Here is a 16468-nt window from a genome sequence, read left to right as displayed (position 1 = left end):
ATTGCCGGCAAACTGCATTGCTAGCTGTTGTTTTTGGTTTTTTGAAATATTCCTGTGTTTTAAATGGCGTTCGTAAAGATATATTTATTTTCTCCCGCCACCTCTTCATCTTCATAAACTTGAATCGGAGTCGGACTGCTTCCCGTTAGCAAATATCCGTTCCAGTTATCATTGGGAACATAGCAAGCGATTTGCTTTGTTTGCGAGGCGGCGATAATCCTCTTTTCGATTTCGTCATCCGTTGCCTCAATCCGATATAGATTCAAAAGCCAAGCGGCATCGCCTTCCACTTGTGTACCAATACAAAGGCAGCACAGCTTATCCAATTCTTCAGCGGCAATTTCCAGGTCGGCATTCTCTTCAGAGGAAACGACAAAGATTTTATCGAAAGGACAATTTAGTACTGCAGCAAGAAACTCTCTGATTTCAAAAATAGAAATCGGATATTTAATCAAAAAATCGAACATAGGGTACCTATATCGTCCAAGCCTGCAAGTAGCATTTAATCATGCCGAAATATATCAAACCCACAAGAGGCCGTCTGAAAAATCAAGTTTCAGACGGCCTCTTGCCGGGGCAACGGTTATCCAATCAAACATCCGTATCCTCTGCCAAGCCTTCGGCCGTTTGTTCCGGATTGAAGCGGACGGATTGCGGGTAGGGATAGAAATCGTCAAACAAACCCTGTTGCAGCCGCTCTTTTTTGCCCTGCCAGAATTCGGGGGTCAGCAAATCGCGGTGGTGTTTGAGGAAAACCTGCCGTACGTCGGGTTCGCCGAGCAGGAAGGGGGCGAATTCTTCGGGGAATACGTCGCCTTTATGCACGGGATACCATACCTCGCCCGACATTTCCATTTCCGGATTCGGTGCTTCCGGGATTTTGCGGAAATTGCAGTCGGTCATGTATTCGATTTCGTCGTAGTCATAGAAAATCACCCGTCCGAAGCGCGTCATGCCGAAATTTTTGTACAGCATATCGCCGGGAAAGATATTGGCCGATGCGAGTTCTTTCAGCGCGAAGCCGTAGTCGATGACTGCCGCCGCTTTTTCTTCCGGCGAAGCCTTCTGCATAAACAGGTTTAACGGTGTGAGACGGTATTCGATATAGGCGTGTTTGATGATGACCATATCGTCGGTTTCCTCGATTTGGCTCGGTGCCAAGGTGCGCATTTCGTTGAGGAAGGCTTCGTCGCAGCGGACTTTGGGTAGCGGGATGTCGGAAAATTCCAGCGTATCGGCCATCCTGCCGACGCGGTCGTGCTTTTTCACCAGCAGGTATTTCTGCTGTACATATTCGCGGTCAAAGTCTTTGTTTGGCCCGAAGGTGTCTTTAATCACTTTGAACACATAGGGGAAGGAGGGCAGGGTAAACACGCTCATCACCAAGCCTTTGATGCCGGGCGCGAGGATGAATTTGTCGTCGGAATAGCGCAGGTGCTGCGTGAACTCGCGCCAGAAAATGTTTTTCCCCTGTTTGTGCAGGCCGAGCAGGGTGTAAAAATCGCCGTCCGAGCGCATCGGCAGCATTTCGCGCAGGAAGCGCACATAGCCGCTGGGAACGGGCATATCCACCAGGAAATAGGCGCGGGCGAAAGAGAAGAGTACGGAAATCTGTTTCGGGTCAAACAGCGCGGCATCGATTTTCAGACGGCCTTCGGTGTCGTGTACCACCGCCAGTGCAAAGGGATGCCTGCTGCTGCCGTTGATAATCTGCCCGAAGATATAGGCCGATTTGTTGCGGTAAAAAGCCGAATTCAACACTTGAACGTGCAGGTTTAGCTCGCGCGGCGGCCACTCCTTGTCGAAATGCCGACGCGCCGCACGCAGGATGTCGGCCACGTCGGCGGCGGCGTGGGCAAACGGCACCTGCCAGCCGAAATGCCGCAATATCCGTTGCAGGCAGCCGCGCAAACCGGCATTGGCAGGGTAGAAAGTGCAGAACACGGGTGGGTCGGAGTCGATAAATTCCGTGCTGGCGGCCGGTTTGACGAAGATAAACCGGTTATTGAAATATTCTTTGGCCAACACTTTGGTGGATACGGAATTGAAAAAGGTTTCCGCCAGTTCGGGCTGTTTGTGATCCACCAAGAGGGCGATGTATTCTTTTTTTGCCTCCGCCCACAATTGGTCGGACGAGCCGCCTTCCAGACGTTCGGTCAAAATGTCGGCCGCTTCCGACACGCGGCGGTCGTACATCTGGATGCGGTAGGCCACCAAATCCTGTATGCCTTTCCAGTCGCGCCGTTCAAACAGGGCTTTGGCTTGGGCGGATTTTTCGCGGAACAGGCGGTAGTGCTTGTCGAATCCGGCCAACATGGTTTCGGCAATTTCGCGGGCAGACGGGGTGTTTGCCGTTTTTTCCATTGTAGTTTCTCCTTTATAGCTATAGCGGCTTCAGTTTCAAACAGAGCAAGGCGGAAGCGTGCGGGAATAATGTTTTAAAGCGCAGAAACGCATCAATTAAGCCGCTCCGTACTGTTTGCGGCAGACTATTCAGCATTAACGCCGTTTAATCCGCCATATATAGTGGATTAAATTTAAATCAGGACAAGGCGACGAAGCCGCAGACAGTACAGATAGTACGGCAAGGCAAGGCAACGCTGTACTGGTTTAAAGTTAATCCACTATATTTGTAGTTTTATGTAACCTTATGTTGCTTTAGATAAAAAAGCAAGCAGGCCGTCTGAAAATTTCAGACGGCCTGCTTGCAGGGGAAAGATTTGACTATTGCCCGCTGATGGCTGATGCGGATTCGGCTACCGGCCCGTTCGGCGTGGTAACCGCTTCGTCGGGCAAGGGTAGGGCGGGTAAAGATTGATCGGCGGCGGGATGCGGCTGAACCACGTCGGTCTCGAAAGGTCGGTCCTGACCTTGTTCCACCACTTTGGTGCTGCAACCTTTAAACGCCATGACAGCCAATACTACCGCCAGCAGCAATACCGGCAGGCTTCCGACAATTGATGATTTGCCCGATACGGCAGGCAGTCCGTCATCCGATAATTGCAAGGAAGCGGCATGGTCGGACAGCTTATGGGCAACGGCTGATACGGCGGCAACATTGCTGATGCCCAAAGCCGAAAGCAGTCCGCCGTTCAGATTTTCCGCCAGATGATCGGATTGACCGGCCAGCAATTTCAAAAAGTCGGACAGGCTGCCGCTGCTGCGGCCCAAATGCGACAAAACCAAAGGCAGTGCCATGGCCAGCAGGCGGGCGGCAGACGCTTTGGCAATCCCGCTCTGCCGTGCCAATTCGGCAGCCGCATCGGCGGCGTTACCGTCAAACACGGCAGGCAGCAGACTGTTGCCCAAATCAATCAGGCGTTCGGATTGTGCCTGAACTTCGTCCGCAGACAGGCCGCTTTCCGCGCCGGCCTGCCGGTAAAGGGCGGACGCATAATCGGGATTGCCGGCCGTGCTCTTCAATACGCCGGCCAAAACGGCGGGTAAAACCAATTTTGCCGCCTGCGTACCCGTTTCGGCGTTTTCGCCGGCGGCGGTCAAAAATCGGCTGAGGACGGGGACGAGTTCTTCTTGCAGCAAGGTGCCGAAGCGGGTAGTCATGGCGGGGTTCCTTGTATTTGTGCATTCAAAATGTTTTCAGACGGCTTGGCCGTCTGAAAAGACGGTTCGGAAGGAAGGTTCGAACCGGGCACATTGTAGCTTAAAGATAGGGGTTATGCTGTTTTTCGTAGCCGACCGTCGTCATCCTGCCGTGTCCGGTAACGATTTGGGTGTCTTCAGGCAGAGTGAAGATTTTTTCACGGATGTTGCGGATTAAGTCGTCGTGGTTGCTGCGTTCGAAATCGGTGCGCCCCACGCTTTCATAGAAAATCACGTCGCCCGCCACCAACAAGTCGGCCTCGGCGCAGTAGAAAACGATATGACCGGGCGTATGGCCCGGGATATGCAGCACTTTGAAGGCATATTGTCCGACTTTCAATTCGTCGCCTTCTTCCAGCCAGCGCGTCGGCATAAAGGGTTTGGTTGGCGGAAAATTGTATTGTTTGGTGATTTCGGTGAGGTTTGCCAGCAGGAAGCGGTCGGCTTCGTGCGGACCCAAAACTTCGATTTTGGGATTGCCCGCCGTCATTTCCGCCACGCCGCCGACATGGTCGAGATGGCCGTGTGTCAGCCAAATCTCCTTAACGTGCAAACCGCGTTTTTCCGCTTCTTCCAGCAGGCGCGGAACGTTGCCGCCGACATCGGTAAAAACCGCTTCGTTGGTTTCGTCGTCCCACATCAGTGTGCAGTTCTGGCGGAACAGGGTAACCGCAATAATTTCAACATGTAGCGACATCGTTTTCCTTAAGATATTTATTTTGAATAACCGGCTGTACCAAGATAATGAATTATATGTGATAATCCCGACCAAACCAATCACTTGGGCAAAACAGTCATGAAAAACCCTATTTTTTGTGTGCTTTTTTCCATAACCGCCTCTGCTTGGGCCGCGCCGCCGCTGATGTTGGCGGAAGAATATAGCAACCAAAACGTGCAGGGCTGGGCGGCCAGCGAGAAATTGGACGGCGTACGCGCCTATTGGGACGGCAAAAAGCTGATCAGCCGCCAAGGTTATGCCTTCACGCCGCCGCCGGGGTTTACCCGCAATTTTCCGTCCTATCCGCTGGATGGCGAGCTTTACAGTTCGCGCGGGCAGTTTGAGCGGATTTCCGCCGCCACACGTTCGGCCGACGGAGATTGGGGCGGCATTAAGTTGTACGTTTTCGACTTGCCGGAAGCAGAGGGGAACCTTTACCAAAGGCTGGCCGTATTGGAAGGCCGTCTGAAAAAATATCCGGCGAACATTGTCGTTGTCAAACAAACGCCGGTCAAAAATATTGAAGAAGCGCGTGCGATGATGGAAAAAATTGTGAAGGCGGGAGGAGAGGGCGTGATTTTGCGCGATCCGCAACTGCCGTACCGTGCAGGCCGCAGCAGCGGTTATCTGAAACTGAAACCGCAGCAGGATGCCGAATGTACGGTAACGCGCCATTACGAAGGCAAAGGGAAATATGCGGGCAAACTCGGCGCGGTCGGCTGCCGCAACGATTTGGGCGAATTCCGTATCGGAAGCGGGTTTAAAGATGCCGAGCGTGCCAACCCGCCGCCGGTCGGCTCGGTCATTACCTACCGTTACCGAGGTTTCACGCAAAAGGGCAAACCCCGTTTCGCCACCTTCCTGCGTATCCGCAAAGACAAATAAAAGCAGAATCAAACGTTGGAAAATAAAAGCATCAAGGCCGTCTGAAAACCGGAAAACGGTTTTACAGACGGCCTTTCAATACAAGATGGCCCGACGGGTCAGCGGCAAACGGTTTCTTCCACCGTTTTGTCCAATTCGCCGACACAAGTCCAAGACAAGCCGCCGTTTTCACGGGTGGAGAACAGCATAATCTGTGCGGACAGGCCGTAAATATTCGGCTTCGGCGTGATGACGATATTGCCTTGCTTGATTTCAATCCGTTGCCAATAGCGCAGGCTGGGATCGTCTTCCCCCGCTTCTTCGTGGGTTTCATTGATTTCGTCCAATGGCGTGCCTTCATTCAAGGCTTCTTCCACCCGTTGCTGGGCGGACAAAATCGGCACGGCTGCCGGCGGAATTACAGGGGGGAGCGGTTTGACGTTTTTTTCCGGTACGGCGGGGGCGGCCTGGTTTTCCGAACCGCGCGGCTGCGGTGCGGCGGGTTTGGCCTGAACGGCCGAAGCGGCTTGTTCGGCCGGCGCGGCGGCCTCCTGCGGCCACAGCGATTTGCCTTCCGGCATGCCGACCCAGATACCGATCAGCATCATCGCCGCGCCCAAACCGCTGTAACCCAGCACCAGCCCTGTTAATGCCATACCCTTGCCGCCGACTTTCAACCGCTTGTTTTTGGCATAGGCGATATGGCCGGTGAGGATGGCGGCCAGTGCGGCGACAATGGGCAACAGCGTCCACGCCAGCAGCCCGCAAACCAAACTGACCGGTGCCAGGATGTTTTGATGTTTGCCCGAAGCGGCAGAAGATGAGGTTTTCGGAGTCATGGCTGACCACGCACTGTTCATAACGGATTATTGGGAAACGACATTATACCCGCTTTTGATTATCTTACCGCAACCGTATCTTCAGGCCGTCTGAAAATATCCAGCCGTACCGCAACACATGATGGGACAGGCTTTCTGCCGTCATACATAAAACCTTGACAGGCACGCGCCAGGCCCTACAATGCCGCAGCCTTTTTGGAAAACCGATATGAAACTGATAATTCTCGACCGCGACGGCGTCATCAACCAAGACCGGGACGACTTTGTAAAGTCGGCCGATGAATGGGTTCCCCTGCCCGGCAGCATGGATGCCGTCGCCTTCCTCTCCGAGGCGGGCTACACCGTGGCCGTGGCCACCAACCAGTCCGGCATTGGGCGCGGCCTGTTCACCATGCAGGAACTGACCGAAATGCACAACAAAATGCACAAAATGGTTCAGCAGGCGGGCGGCGTGATAGACGGTGTTTGGTTCTGCCCGCACACCGCCGCCGCCGACTGCGGCTGCCGCAAGCCGAAAAGCGGCATGGTGTTGGACATTCTCGACCGTTTCAACGCCAAAGCCGAAAACACCTATATGGTGGGCGACAGCCTGCGCGATTTGCAGGCCGTGGCCGGGGCGGGCGGCAAACCCGTGCTGGTGCTGACCGGTAAAGGAAAGAAAACGTTGGCGGAACACGCCGCCGAACTGCCCGAAGGCACGCAGGTTTTCGACGACCTGATGGCGTTTTCGCAATACCTGATGGGACAGGACGAAGCCGAAACGGAGGCAGGCCATGCTGTTGTTGCGTAACCTTATCTACTGGCTGATATTGGTGGTCAGCCTGATTACCATGTTCCCCTTCATCCTATTGGCTGCAGTCGTTCCCAACGGCGCGCACACGGTAGCCCGGCAGTGGGTGAAAATCCTGATGTGGTCGCTGAAAAACATCGTCGGTTTGAAATACCGGCTAGTCGGTGCGGAGAACATCCCCGACAAACCGTCCATCATCTGCGCCAAACACCAAAGCGGCTGGGAAACGCTCGCCCTGCAGGAAATTTTCCCGCCGCAGGTATTCGTGGCCAAGCGCGAACTGTTTAAAATCCCCTTCTTCGGCTGGGGGCTGAAAATCGTCAAAACCATAGGCATCGAACGCGGCAGCGCGCAGGCCAACGCCCAATTGGCCAAACAGGGCAGGGAGCGGCGCGACGAAGGCTATTGGATTACCATTTTTCCCGAAGGCACGCGGGTCGCACCGGGCAGCAAGGGACGTTACAAAAGCGGCGCGGCGCGGATGGCGAAGCTGTTTGAAATGGACATTGTCCCCGTCGCCCTCAACAGCGGAGAATTTTGGCCGAAAGATTCGTTTTTGAAATACCCCGGGACGGTGGACGTCATCATCGGCCCCGTCATCCGCCATGAAGACGGCAGCGAGGCCGAACTGACCGCCCGCTGCGAAGAGTGGATTGAAACGCAGCAGCAGCACATTAACGGCAAAGGCCCGCGTGCCGCCGCGCACCGTCATTGACGGCGGGATTCCGTTTCTCCAGATTGGTCAAAGGCCGTCTGAAAACGAAGTTTCCGAAGGAAGCCGAGTTTTCAGACGGCCTTTTGCTTTCTTGCCGACAGGCTTTCCACTTACATCAGTACTACGTCGAACTGCTCCTGCGTATAACTGTTTTCCACCGCCAGCGACACTGGTTTGCCGATAAAGTCGATCAGCATCGCCAACGACTGCGACTCTTCGTCCAAAAACAAATCGATCACTTCCGGCGAGGCGAGGATGCGGAACTGGCGTACGTCGAAGCGGCGGCTTTCGCGCACGATTTCGCGCTGGATTTCATAGCAGACGGTCTGCGGGGTTTTCAGACGGCCTCTGCCCTGACAGGCGGGGCAGGGTTCGCACAATACATGGCTGAGGTTTTCGCGCGTGCGTTTGCGCGTCAGCTCTACCAGGCCGAGGCTGGTGAAGCCGTTGAGGGTAACGCGGGTGCGGTCGAAGCTGAGGGCTTTGGCCAGCTCCTGCAGCACGGCTTCACGGTGCACGTCGGAAGACATGTCGATAAAGTCGATGATGATGATACCGCCCAAATTGCGCAGGCGCAGTTCGCGCGCGATGGCGTGGCAGGCTTCGAGGTTGGTTTTGAAAATGGTTTCGTCGAAATTGCGCGCGCCGACGAAGCCGCCGGTGTTCACGTCTATCGTCGTCATGGCTTCGGTGGCTTCGATGATCAGGTAGCTGCCGAAATTGAGATTGACGCGCGGCTGGAGGGCGCGGTTGATTTCGGCTTCGACGTTGTGGGTTTCAAACAGCGGCCGCTCGCCGGTGAAGAGCTTGATTTTTTCCGCCGCGCCTTGAACGTATTGGGTGGCGAAATGCTGCATTTTGGCGAAGTTTTCTTTTGAATCGACCAGGATTTCGCGCGTGTTGTCGCTGAACATGTCGCGCAGCACGCGCAGGCTGAGGGGCAAATCCTGATACAGCAGGCTTTCTGCCGGACAGGTTTTGGCCTGTTGGCGGATGTTGGCCCACACTTTGGTCAGGTAGTCGATGTCGGCCTGCAGTTCGGCATCGCCGGCGGTTTCCGCGCTGGTGCGGATGATGTAGCCGTGCGCGGCATCCGGCGGTAGCAGGTTTTGCAGGCGGTCGCGCAGGTTGTGGCGGTCTTCGTGGTCTTCGATGCGTTGGGAAACGCCGATGTGTTCTTCCTGCGGCAGGTGGACGAGGAAGCGTCCGGCCAGCGAAATCTGGGTGGAAAGCCGCGCCCCTTTGCTGTTGATCGGGTCTTTGATGACCTGCACCAGCACGGTTTGCCCTTCGAACAGCATGTGTTCGATGCGCTGGGTTTCGTCGGGGTTTTGCCGCTGTTCCAATACGTCGACGATGTGCAGGAAGGCCGCGCGTTCCAAGCCGATGTCGATAAACGCGCTCTGCATACCGGGCAGGACGCGCCGCACCACGCCCAGGTAAATGTTGCCCACCAGGCCGTGTCCGGAATTGCGCTCGATGTGCAGTTCGCAGATGTTGTTTTCTTCGAGCACGGCCACGCGCGTTTCCTGCGGTGTGATATTGACCAACACGGTTTCCGGCGGTCGGACGATGTCTTTATGGAGGGGGATGCTGGGTAACATAATCGGCTTTCGGATTTCAAGCACGCCATGATACAGAAAGCAGAGGCCGTCTGAAAAGTTTATGTGCGGTGAGGAGGGTGTTTTGTTTCCGCCGCAACCCGATGGTCCGGCGGAAACCCCGTTTAGCTTCGCAGAAACTCGGCTTCCTTCGGAAACTTCGTTTTAGCTTCGTTGAAGCTGCGCTTTTAGGTAGCCTTCCCCACCGCCCGCTGCACCCCGAAAATCGAAGCCAGCACCAACACAAAGCCTGCCATCGATTTCGCGTCCATGCCCTGGCCGAGAAACAGCCAGCCCAGCACGAAGGCGCAGACGGGGCTGAGCAATCCCAGCGACGATACGGCGGCGGGCGGCACAGTTTGGCGATGCCGTCGAACCACAGCACATAAGCCAGCACCGCGCCGAACAGGCACAGATACAGGTAGCCGCCGAGGTTGGCCGCGCTTAACGCTTCCAGCGGCGGTTCGGCCAGCAGGGCGACGGGCAGCAGGCACAGTCCGCCGATAAACAGCTGCCAGCCGGTGAACGCCAGCACGGGCAGTGAAGTGCGGCGGTGTTTCGACAAATACACGCCCAAGGCCATTGCCGCCGCGCCCGCCAGTGCCGCCAAAATGCCCAGCGTGCCATAGCGCGCCTGCGGCGACAGCACCAACAGTGCAATCCCTGCCACGCCCGCCGCCGCCCAGCCCCAAGCCGCTTTCGGCGGCATGGTTTTGCCGATTAACCAAGTGAACACCAGCACCATCAGCGTCTGCGTGGAACTCAGCACCGCCGCCAAACCGCCCGGCAAACGGTACGCCGCCACAAACAGCATGGCCTGAAAAAAGCCGATGTTTAAAAAACCGAGCAGGGCGACAAAGCCCCATTCACCGCGCCGAGGCAGCCTGCGCGTCCACGCCAACAGCAAAAGCCCGGCGGGCAGCACGCGGATTAAAGCGGCAGTAAACGGCCGGTTTGGCGGCAGAAATTCGGTGGTCACGAGATAGGTGCTGCCCCAAATCAGCGGGGCGAGCGCGGTGGCGAGGATGGCGGCGGTGCGGTTGGGCATGGGGATTCCTTGTGTGCAGCGTTTTAGCTTCGCAGAAACTCGGCTTCCTTCGGAAACTTCGTTTTCAGACGGCCTGTAGGATTTTGCCGACGATTTCCCCCGTTTCCCCCGACAGGCCTTCGGTGCCGTTGATGCGGCGCAGCTGTTCCGCCATCAGGTTGCGGCGGATGGGTTCGAGGCGGCGGCAGATGTTGAAGGCGTGCACCAGCCGCGCGGCCAGCGACGGATTGAAGCGGTCGGCTTCGAGGATTTTGTCGGCCAAGAAGCGGTAGCCCCGGCCGTCGGCGGCATGGAAGTGCGGGACGTTGCGGCTGAATGTGCCGAGCAGGGCGCGGGCTTTGTTGGGGTTTTGCAGGTTGAACGCGGGGTGTTGCAGGGCGGCCTGTATCTGCTGCGGGGTGTCGGCGCGGCGGCAGGACGCAATCAGGACGAAGTATTTGTCCATCACCAGCGGATCGTCGGCGAATTTTTCGGTAAATTGCGCCAGCAGGCGGTCGCGTTCGGGACGACCGATGTGGTTGACGGCGTTGAGTATGCCCCATTCGTGTGTCATGTTTTGCGCCATTTCGCCGTATTTTTCGGCGACGGCGGCGATGTGCGCGGGGTCGGCGCGTAGGATGTAGGCGCGGCAGGTGTTGCGCAGGGCGCGCCAGCCGGCCAAATCGGGACTGTATTCGTAACGCGTTGCGGCGGGGGCGGCCTGCTCTTGGGCGGCGGCTTCGTTGTTCAGGCTGCGGAATTGCGGCAGGAAGCGGGCGGCGACGGCGTCGAGCAGGGCTTCGCGCGCGCGGTGGACGAGCAGCGGGTCGATGTTATCGTCTTCCGCCCACAGGTCGGCTTCGGGCGGCAGTTGCAGCAGCAGGGCTTGGAAGGCGGGGTTGAAGTCGGCGTTTAAGACGTATTCGAGTGCCTGCATGAGTGCGTTGTGTTCCGGCGCGGGCAGGCCGTCTGAAAGTGCGGTTTGGTTGGCGCGGACGGCGCGGCGGTATAGGGTTTGGGCAGCTTCCCATTTGGCGAAGGGGTCGTCGTCGGCGGAAAGGAGGATGCCGAGTTCCTGGTCGGTGTAGGGGTAGTTCAGAATGACGGGTGCGGAAAAGCTACGCAGCAGGGACGGTACGGCGGGGCGGTTTGCGCCGTAGAGCGTGATTTGCTGTTCGGCGGCGGTAATGTGCAGCACGGCTTCGGTTTGCGGCGCGCCGTCCGGTGTCAGACGGAAGGGTATTTTTTCGCCGAAGCTGTCTTCTTCCGGACTGAACAGGGCGACGGCAAGGGGCATGGACATGGGCTGTTTGTCGACCATGTCGGGGGTGGGCGGGATGCTTTGTCTGATGTTCAGGACGTAGTCGCCTTGGTCGTTCAGACGGCCTGTGATGTCGAGCGCGGGCGTGCCCGCCTGGCTGTACCATAGGGCGAATTGTTCGAAATCGAAGCCGTTGGCGTCGGCCATGGCGGCGCGGAAGTCGTCGCAGGTAACGGCTTGGCCGTCGTGGCGTTCGAAATAGAGCTTCATACCTTTTTGGAAGCCTTCTTCGCCTAGGAAGGTGTGATACATGCGGACGACTTCCGCACCTTTTTCGTACACGGTCATGGTGTAGAAGTTGTTCATGTCTTCGTAGCTGGCGGGGCGCACGGGGTGGGCGGTGGGGCCTGCGTCTTCGGGGAACTGGTGGGCGCGCAGCAGGGCGACGTTTTCGATGCGGCAGACGGCGGCGTTGGCGCGGTCGGCGGAAAATTCCTGGTCGCGGAAGACGGTCAGCCCTTCTTTGAGCGAGAGCTGGAACCAGTCGCGGCAGGTAACGCGGTTGCCCGTCCAGTTGTGGAAATATTCGTGGGCGATGACGGCTTCGACGCGGGCGAAGTCGGCATCGGTGGCGGTGCGGGAGTCCGCCAGCACGCAGGATGTGTTGAAGATGTTCAGGCCTTTGTTTTCCATCGCGCCCATGTTGAAGTCGCCCACGGCCACGACCATGTAAATGTCCAGGTCGTATTCCAGCCCGAAGCGGGTTTCGTCCCATTTCATGGCGTTTTTCAGGGCTTCTATGGCAAAGGCGGTTTTGCCCGCGTCTTCTTTGCGGGTGTAGAAGGCGATGGCGACTTCGCGGCCGCTGCGGGTGGTGAAGGTGTCGCGGCTGACGGCCAAGTCGCCCGCCACAAGTGCGAACAGGTAGCTCGGTTTTTTAAACGGGTCGTGCCATTTTGCCCAGTGGCGGCCGTCTGAAAGTTCGCCGCCGCCTATTTGGTTGCCGTTGGACAGCAGGACGGGATAACGCGCTTTGTCGGCGGTGATGGTGGTGGTGAAGACGGACATCACGTCGGGGCGGTCGGGATAGTAGGTGATTTTGCGGAAGCCTTCGGGTTCGCATTGGGTGTAAAGGTTGCCGCCGCTTTCGTACAGCCCCATCAGGGTTTTGTTTTCAGACGGCCTGACACGGGTGGCGGTTGTCAGCGTGAAGGGGGCTGACAGCGGGTTGGCGATGGTCAGCCTGCCGTTTTTTTCGTCCAATTCGTATTGCACCGCTTCGCCGTCCAGCGCAACCGACAGCAGTTCGGCCGAACCGTCCAGCACTAGCGGTTCGTCCGCGCGCTGCGGCAGGAAACGCACGGCGGCGGTGATGTCGGTGTGGCCGTCGTAAATATCGAAAGACAGGTCGGTTTGCGATACCAAATAGGCGGGTGCTTGATAGTCTTTGAGATGGTGTACGGTTTTTTCGGTCATTTTGTTTATCCTGAGTGTGAAGGGGCAATAACGGTGCAGCGGCCGACTGTGTGGCCGCCGCTCATGAAGTCGAAGGTGAAACCCGGTTGCAATAATTCGTGCGGTGCGGATTCTACGAGGAAATAAACCTTTTCGGCCATATTCTCGCCGGACGGCAGCGCAGGCGGTGTGTCGGAAAATTCAAGCACGACGCTCCAGCCGCCGTCGGGCAGGTGGAGCTGGGTGTAGAGCGTGCAGGCAACTGGGTTGGGACACGGCCTCCCCTTGTCCGCAAACCATGTTTTATCCCAAACGATATGGCACTGCATGGGTTTGTCCTTTCTTTACAGATTGGTTTTCAGACGGCCTGAAGGTGCGGTTTCAAGAAATTGGAAAGGTTGGCGCGGATACGGCTATTTTATGTACTTTCTTTCTGCTCCGCCGGTTGCTGCCACTCTGATGAAGCGTTCGATGTCCCGCATCATGGTTTCGCGGTTGAGCGGATAGTCGGGCATGGGGTCGGACTGTTCGGGTTTCCAGTTTACGGGATTGCCTTGCAGGTTAAACGCCCATTTCTGCTCCACATAGTAGTCATCTTGGTTCGAACCTTTTGGGGTCGGGCGGTAGGTGTTGGCTTCGGCCAAATAAACTTTACCGTTTTTAAGATAATAGTTTTGACTGTGTGACGTACCGTTCTTGCCGAAACTCCAGAAAACGTTCCGCACCTGTCCGGATGCGTCATAGCCGACGGTAAGGCGGTTTTCGGTCATGCCTTCAGGCATCAGTTCGGGCAGGTTTTTATATTCGACATAAGATGAAATAAATTTGAGGGATGCGTCGCTTTCGCTTTCCGCATCACTCAGCGTCCATATGGCGCGTACGCGTTGTTCCAGTGTTGCCCGAGTATGAATGATATTGCTGTAAATTTGACGGCAGTATTGTTTGATGTCGGTTTTTTGCTCTTTTCCTGCCATATGGTAACGTCCCCTCCACAGTTTGCCATCGGGCTGGAAGACGCAAATGCCGTACCCCGCTATCTGCTGGTTTTTTTTCAAGCTAATCTGTTGGACGGCTTGGAAGGGTTTGTCGTTGCGGTACAAAACGCTCATGTAGGTTGACCGGCCCGTCGCCGCATTGTTGTTTTCAGGCCATTCCAACTCTACCGTTTCGTCGCCGTAGGCCCAAAGTTTGTTCTCTCCCCGAAAAAAGAATGCGGTATTTTCTTCGGCAACTAGGATTTCGGTCAGTAGGCGCAGGTAACTTTTTTGATCGGTGAGTACGGCATCGTTCTGCGGCAGACGTCTGTCAGCGGCAAGGCGGCGGGCGAAATCGGTTTTGTAGGAACGCATTTCCGATATCAGTTCGGCAGACTCTTTCGATTGAATAGTTTTATCGTTACTCAGCAGGTCTGCGTAGTCGGCCAAAGCCTGCACCGCAAATATTGGCGATTCATTATCTTGTACTCTGCTCTGCAATTCCGCGGGTTGGATATTGTCGCCGATGGCGGTTTGGGGGGATGTGCGGTTTTCAGACGGCCTGAATGCCTGTTTCCAATAAACTGTTCCCGCATCCGCACCCGTAGCCAAAACGAGCAGTACGCCCAACCCGAGCCGGCTGCCGCCTTCCAGCGGCGAATCGGTGAAAACGTTGCGGTAAAACACATAGCCCGTCAGCGGGACGGCGAACGCCAGTACCATCAAAACCAGCCAGAACATCAGCCAAAACAAAATGTTTCCGTATAACGGCAGGATGGCTCCCGTTTTCAGGGAACTCATTTGCGCGCCAAAAAACAGGTTGAATGCACCCAGCAGTAACAGCATGCCCACCGTATGGCACAGTACGGGCAGGATGTTTTTTACCACCGCCATAAGCGACATCAGGACGGCGCGTAACGGCGGGATGCCGTGCAGCACCATCAGCGGCAGCGGCACAATCCATAATGCAAATACGCCGGCTAAGGTCAACATCATCATCAGGATGACGGGCCAATCCGAAGGATGCATACCCGCACGGGTCATGATTGTTAAGCCGTAAACTGCCGCAGTCATCGGCACGCAGCCCAGCAGCATCAGCTTGATAATCGGCCAAAACGCCCCATTGAAGCCGTCGAATACCTGCCATATCGAACAATTTCCCCGTTCTGCCAGCGAAGTCACCGCCGACATCAATCCGCCCGCGAACAGCAGCGGCAGAGAACAGATGAATACAATCACGGCAAACACCAGTGCCGCCAGTACATATTGTCCGAGCTGGAAATGAGCCGCGCCACCGAAGATTGGTGCAAGTATCGACAAACCCGTTCCCGCCGTCGCTACGGCAACCACGCCCGCCACGATGGTCAGTACATAGCCGATGAGCAATACGGGCATCATCATCATAAACGGCACAATGCCGCGCATTAAGAGCAGGACAGCCTGAATAGGCCAGCCCAACCCGGACCAGGGCGCGCGCATGGCGGAAGTTTCAAGTAGAAAAACAGGTTTATACATATGATACATAAAATTGCCTCGAAATTTTAGGGTTGCCAAATATTATGGGATTTTGTTGTTTTTTCATAGGTTATGATGGATGGCGTCGAAGTTGATCGGTCTTTCAGGCGGCCTCTTTAGGCCGTCTGAAAGCCAACCAGCCGTTTAGGCACAACAGCAGCAGGCCGGTCCAAATCAGGCCGTAAGTGATATAGGCCGAATCGGCCACCGGCGTGTGCAGTACGAACACTGCCGCCAAAAACAGCAGAGCGGGTTCGGCATAGCTCAACATGCCGAACAGGCTGACCGGCAGTAGCTGCCCCGATTTCAAATTGGCCGACATGGCCAGCGCGCTGAACAGTCCCAGCAGCGGCAGCAGCAGCCAGTAGCGCGGCTCCTGCCACACCACCGCCAACGATTCGTGCCGCCACAGCAGGTATGCGGCGGCAAAGGGCAGAATCAGGGTCAAATCCAGCGTCAGCCCCTGAAGGGCGGGAACATTCATTTTGCGGCGGCCTAAGTAATAAACGGGATACATGCCGCACACCCACAGCGTTGTCCACGAAAAAGAACGCACGGTCCAGATTTCGTGCGCCACGCCGGCCGCCGCCAATATCAGCGCGGCCAGTTGGAGGCGGTTCGGCCGCTCTTTCAGCCACAACATCCCCGCCAGCATCATCACCAGCGGGAACAGGAAATAGCCCGTGGCCACATTCACCCCTTCGCCGTTCACCGGCGCCCACATAAACAGCCAAAACTGGCTGCCGATATTGGCGGTGCCGATTGCAAACCACAGCCTGTCGCGCCAAATGCCCAGCCGTTCGCGGGCAAAACGCCAAAGCGCGGGCAGGCCGATGGAATACAGCATCATCAGCCATATCCCCGCCGCCATAACCAGCATCCGCAGGGCGAACACGTCCGTGCCGCCCAAGGGTTTCATCCAATGGCTGAACAGGTAGAGTACGCCGAATAAGAGTTGGGAAAACAGGCACAGCAGGATGCCTTGGGATAACGGGGTCATGGGTTGCAAATCGCTTTCGTTGAAAAGCCGCTAGGATACAGGCCGTCTGAAACCGCAGCCTGATTGTCATGATTTCGGGTTTTTCCGCTATGTTGCCAAACCCAACATT

At 56.4% G+C, this 16468-nt stretch carries 13 protein-coding genes and 2 pseudogenes; 4 read left to right on the top strand and 11 right to left on the bottom strand.

What is annotated here, in order from left to right; translation table 11 throughout:
* Nucleotides 1-59: 59 nt before the first annotated feature.
* Together BM261_RS04345 and aceK are read right to left on the bottom strand one after the other, a co-directional pair.
* The gene (locus BM261_RS04345; protein ID WP_074895483.1) at nt 60-467 is read right to left on the bottom strand and encodes a hypothetical protein; all 408 of its coding nucleotides are present in this window, start codon (nt 465-467) and stop codon (nt 60-62) included.
* A gap of 124 nt (nt 468-591) precedes the next feature.
* Nucleotides 592-2364 (bottom strand): bifunctional isocitrate dehydrogenase kinase/phosphatase, encoded by a 1773-nt coding sequence (gene aceK, locus BM261_RS04340; protein WP_074895481.1) that lies wholly within the window; start codon nt 2362-2364, stop codon nt 592-594.
* Nucleotides 2365-2522: 158 nt separating this feature from the next.
* On the opposite strand from aceK, the pseudogene BM261_RS12340 reads away from it, so the two are divergent.
* Nucleotides 2523-2633 (top strand): annotated as a pseudogene (locus BM261_RS12340) (IS5/IS1182 family transposase); the annotation flags it as partial.
* Nucleotides 2634-2724: 91 nt separating this feature from the next.
* Here the strand turns inward: BM261_RS12340 and BM261_RS04335 are convergent.
* Both BM261_RS04335 and BM261_RS04330 read right to left on the bottom strand, forming a co-directional pair.
* Nucleotides 2725-3561: a DUF937 domain-containing protein gene (locus tag BM261_RS04335; protein WP_070452043.1), complete on the bottom strand. Its 837-nt coding sequence runs from the start codon at nt 3559-3561 to the stop codon at nt 2725-2727.
* 100 nt (nt 3562-3661) lie between these two features.
* Nucleotides 3662-4297: an MBL fold metallo-hydrolase gene (locus BM261_RS04330; RefSeq protein WP_074895479.1), complete on the bottom strand. Its 636-nt coding sequence runs from the start codon at nt 4295-4297 to the stop codon at nt 3662-3664.
* Nucleotides 4298-4396: 99 nt separating this feature from the next.
* Between BM261_RS04330 and BM261_RS04325 the strand changes: the two genes are divergently transcribed.
* Nucleotides 4397-5203, top strand: a complete 807-nt coding sequence (locus BM261_RS04325; protein WP_074895477.1) for a DNA ligase — start codon at nt 4397-4399, stop codon at nt 5201-5203.
* Between the two features lie 98 nt (nt 5204-5301).
* On the opposite strand, the gene BM261_RS04320 is transcribed toward BM261_RS04325, so the two are convergent.
* Nucleotides 5302-6021, bottom strand: coding sequence for a DUF4190 domain-containing protein (locus BM261_RS04320; RefSeq protein WP_074895697.1), 720 nt, complete (start codon nt 6019-6021; stop codon nt 5302-5304).
* A gap of 208 nt (nt 6022-6229) precedes the next feature.
* Here BM261_RS04320 and gmhB point away from each other — a divergent pair, with 208 nt between their 5' ends.
* Nucleotides 6230-6811 (top strand): D-glycero-beta-D-manno-heptose 1,7-bisphosphate 7-phosphatase, encoded by a 582-nt coding sequence (gene gmhB / locus BM261_RS04315; RefSeq protein WP_049248765.1) that lies wholly within the window; start codon nt 6230-6232, stop codon nt 6809-6811.
* On the top strand, nt 6795-7526 hold the full coding sequence (locus BM261_RS04310) for a lysophospholipid acyltransferase family protein (protein WP_074895475.1): 732 nt from the start codon (nt 6795-6797) through the stop codon (nt 7524-7526). The genes gmhB and BM261_RS04310 overlap by 17 nt, the downstream gene beginning before the upstream one ends.
* Nucleotides 7527-7636: 110 nt before the next feature.
* On the opposite strand, the gene rng is transcribed toward BM261_RS04310, so the two are convergent.
* From rng to rarD, 6 genes and pseudogenes are all read right to left on the bottom strand, one after another.
* Nucleotides 7637-9130, bottom strand: coding sequence for a ribonuclease G (gene rng, locus BM261_RS04305; RefSeq protein ID WP_049248764.1), 1494 nt, complete (start codon nt 9128-9130; stop codon nt 7637-7639).
* 185 nt (nt 9131-9315) lie between these two features.
* Nucleotides 9316-10175, bottom strand: a pseudogene (locus BM261_RS04300) (EamA family transporter).
* Nucleotides 10176-10239: 64 nt separating this feature from the next.
* Nucleotides 10240-12891: an aminopeptidase N gene (pepN, locus tag BM261_RS04295; RefSeq protein WP_074895473.1), complete on the bottom strand. Its 2652-nt coding sequence runs from the start codon at nt 12889-12891 to the stop codon at nt 10240-10242.
* A 5-nt stretch (nt 12892-12896) separates the two neighbouring features.
* Nucleotides 12897-13199, bottom strand: coding sequence for a hypothetical protein (locus tag BM261_RS04290; RefSeq protein ID WP_074895471.1), 303 nt, complete (start codon nt 13197-13199; stop codon nt 12897-12899).
* Nucleotides 13200-13283: 84 nt separating this feature from the next.
* Nucleotides 13284-15323, bottom strand: coding sequence for a hypothetical protein (locus BM261_RS04285; protein ID WP_143095750.1), 2040 nt, complete (start codon nt 15321-15323; stop codon nt 13284-13286).
* 139 nt (nt 15324-15462) lie between these two features.
* Nucleotides 15463-16359: an EamA family transporter RarD gene (gene rarD / locus BM261_RS04280; RefSeq protein ID WP_074895466.1), complete on the bottom strand. Its 897-nt coding sequence runs from the start codon at nt 16357-16359 to the stop codon at nt 15463-15465.
* Nucleotides 16360-16468: the final 109 nt, after the last annotated feature.

It is taken from the genome of Neisseria elongata subsp. elongata (assembly GCF_900113545.1).
Classification (GTDB): domain Bacteria; phylum Pseudomonadota; class Gammaproteobacteria; order Burkholderiales; family Neisseriaceae; genus Neisseria; species Neisseria elongata.
The sequence above is the reverse complement of the archived record's forward strand: the minus strand, read 5'-3'. Positions and strand labels throughout refer to the sequence as shown.

Coding starts and splice junctions, on each gene's coding strand:
- BM261_RS04320 (WP_074895697.1), bottom strand. CDS start 6,021: ATGACTCCGAAAACCTCATCTTCTGCCGCTTCGGGCAAACATCAAAAC.
- BM261_RS04310 (WP_074895475.1), top strand. CDS start 6,795: ATGCTGTTGTTGCGTAACCTTATCTACTGGCTGATATTGGTGGTCAGC.
- pepN (WP_074895473.1), bottom strand. CDS start 12,891: ATGACCGAAAAAACCGTACACCATCTCAAAGACTATCAAGCACCCGCC.
- BM261_RS04325 (WP_074895477.1), top strand. CDS start 4,397: ATGAAAAACCCTATTTTTTGTGTGCTTTTTTCCATAACCGCCTCTGCT.
- BM261_RS04285 (WP_143095750.1), bottom strand. CDS start 15,323: ATGCGCGCGCCCTGGTCCGGGTTGGGCTGGCCTATTCAGGCTGTCCTG.
- rng (WP_049248764.1), bottom strand. CDS start 9,130: ATGTTACCCAGCATCCCCCTCCATAAAGACATCGTCCGACCGCCGGAA.
- BM261_RS04335 (WP_070452043.1), bottom strand. CDS start 3,561: ATGACTACCCGCTTCGGCACCTTGCTGCAAGAAGAACTCGTCCCCGTC.
- BM261_RS04330 (WP_074895479.1), bottom strand. CDS start 4,297: ATGTCGCTACATGTTGAAATTATTGCGGTTACCCTGTTCCGCCAGAAC.
- rarD (WP_074895466.1), bottom strand. CDS start 16,359: ATGACCCCGTTATCCCAAGGCATCCTGCTGTGCCTGTTTTCCCAACTC.
- aceK (WP_074895481.1), bottom strand. CDS start 2,364: ATGGAAAAAACGGCAAACACCCCGTCTGCCCGCGAAATTGCCGAAACC.
- BM261_RS04290 (WP_074895471.1), bottom strand. CDS start 13,199: ATGCAGTGCCATATCGTTTGGGATAAAACATGGTTTGCGGACAAGGGG.
- gmhB (WP_049248765.1), top strand. CDS start 6,230: ATGAAACTGATAATTCTCGACCGCGACGGCGTCATCAACCAAGACCGG.
- BM261_RS04345 (WP_074895483.1), bottom strand. CDS start 467: ATGTTCGATTTTTTGATTAAATATCCGATTTCTATTTTTGAAATCAGA.